Source organism: Fibrivirga algicola (genome assembly GCF_011742925.1).
GTDB lineage: Bacteria > Bacteroidota > Bacteroidia > Cytophagales > Spirosomataceae > Fibrella > Fibrella algicola.
Genome location: NZ_WAEL01000029.1, coordinates 1 through 1136, shown reverse-complemented (window position 1 = coordinate 1136; position 1136 = coordinate 1). Strand labels below are relative to the sequence as shown.

1 protein-coding gene is annotated in these 1136 nt (G+C 47.8%); it reads left to right on the top strand.

Annotated features, from left to right (window positions below):
• The first annotated feature begins 247 nt into the window (after positions 1–247).
• Entirely contained in the window at positions 248–1087 is an 840-nt protein-coding gene (locus tag F7231_RS27055) for a formylglycine-generating enzyme family protein (RefSeq protein ID WP_166694346.1), read from the top strand.
• The last annotated feature ends 49 nt before the right edge of the window (positions 1088–1136 follow it).

Genomic DNA, 1136 nt, shown 5'->3' with positions numbered 1-1136 from the left:
ACGCAACCTGACCCTGCGAAGTACCGCCCTCCGGGGCCGGTCAACTATTCAATCGGCTGTAAAACAGGGTACTACCATTGGCCTGTGGTTTCCGTTGCCCACCCGCTCTTGATGACCCATACGGGTTATTGACGCCCGTCTGTTATTTCCCTTGCTTTGCCCGGGTCAACAACCCGGTCCGATTTGATTCAATGTAAATACCGCTTTTTTAGTCAAGTCCATCTAGTTTCTACTAACTATCTCTTGCATGAAACCTTCTTTATACGCTCTATTTCTTTGTCTTACGTTGACTGGCTGCTGGAATGTGGCAGATAAAGAACTGGCACCAGTAACAACGCCGACAGCACCCGTGATAGACATGGTTCCCGTAACTGGGAGTACGTTTGACATGGGTACTACTTTATACGATAAAGAGATGCCTGTACATAAGGTTAAGGTTGATGACTTTAAAATAGGCAAATATGAAGTAACTCAGCAGCAATGGATTGCCGTGATGGGAAGCAACCCGTCTGCTAGGGGAAATTGTCTCGACTGTCCAGTAGAATCGGTTAGTTGGGATGACGTACAGGCATTTCTGGTCAAAATTAATCAGAGGCTACCTACCGGTAAAGCGCCTTATCGGCTTCCAACGGAAGCCGAATGGGAATATGCAGCCGGTGGAGGGAATAGCTTGCCCAGAACCCGTTATGGAAACGGCAAGAATTTAGCTGATGTTACACAAATAAACTTTAAAGCCACTACTGTTACTGACCAGGAAGTGAAAGATGGACTCGCGGTCAAGGGTGGCGATATAGGTACGACGACGAAAGTAGGCAATTTTTCACCGGCTACTAATCCGTTAGGACTGTATGATATGAGCGGGAATGTATGGGAATGGTGTAATGACTGGTATGGTCTTTACACCACAGACGGAACAACGCAGATGAACCCCAAGGGCCCTGCAACAGGTACATTGCATGTTCTAAGGGGAGGTAGCTTTATTATTGCAGTGACAGGAGCCCGAATTGCCTGGCGAGGCACACCAGAAGATAAGCCTAACAAGGATAGGCAACCTGACTTTGGCTTCCGCCTGGCATCTGACAAGTAGGCCATCCTTATCCATTGAATCGACAGCTTGTACTTCAGCTTCTAGCCGC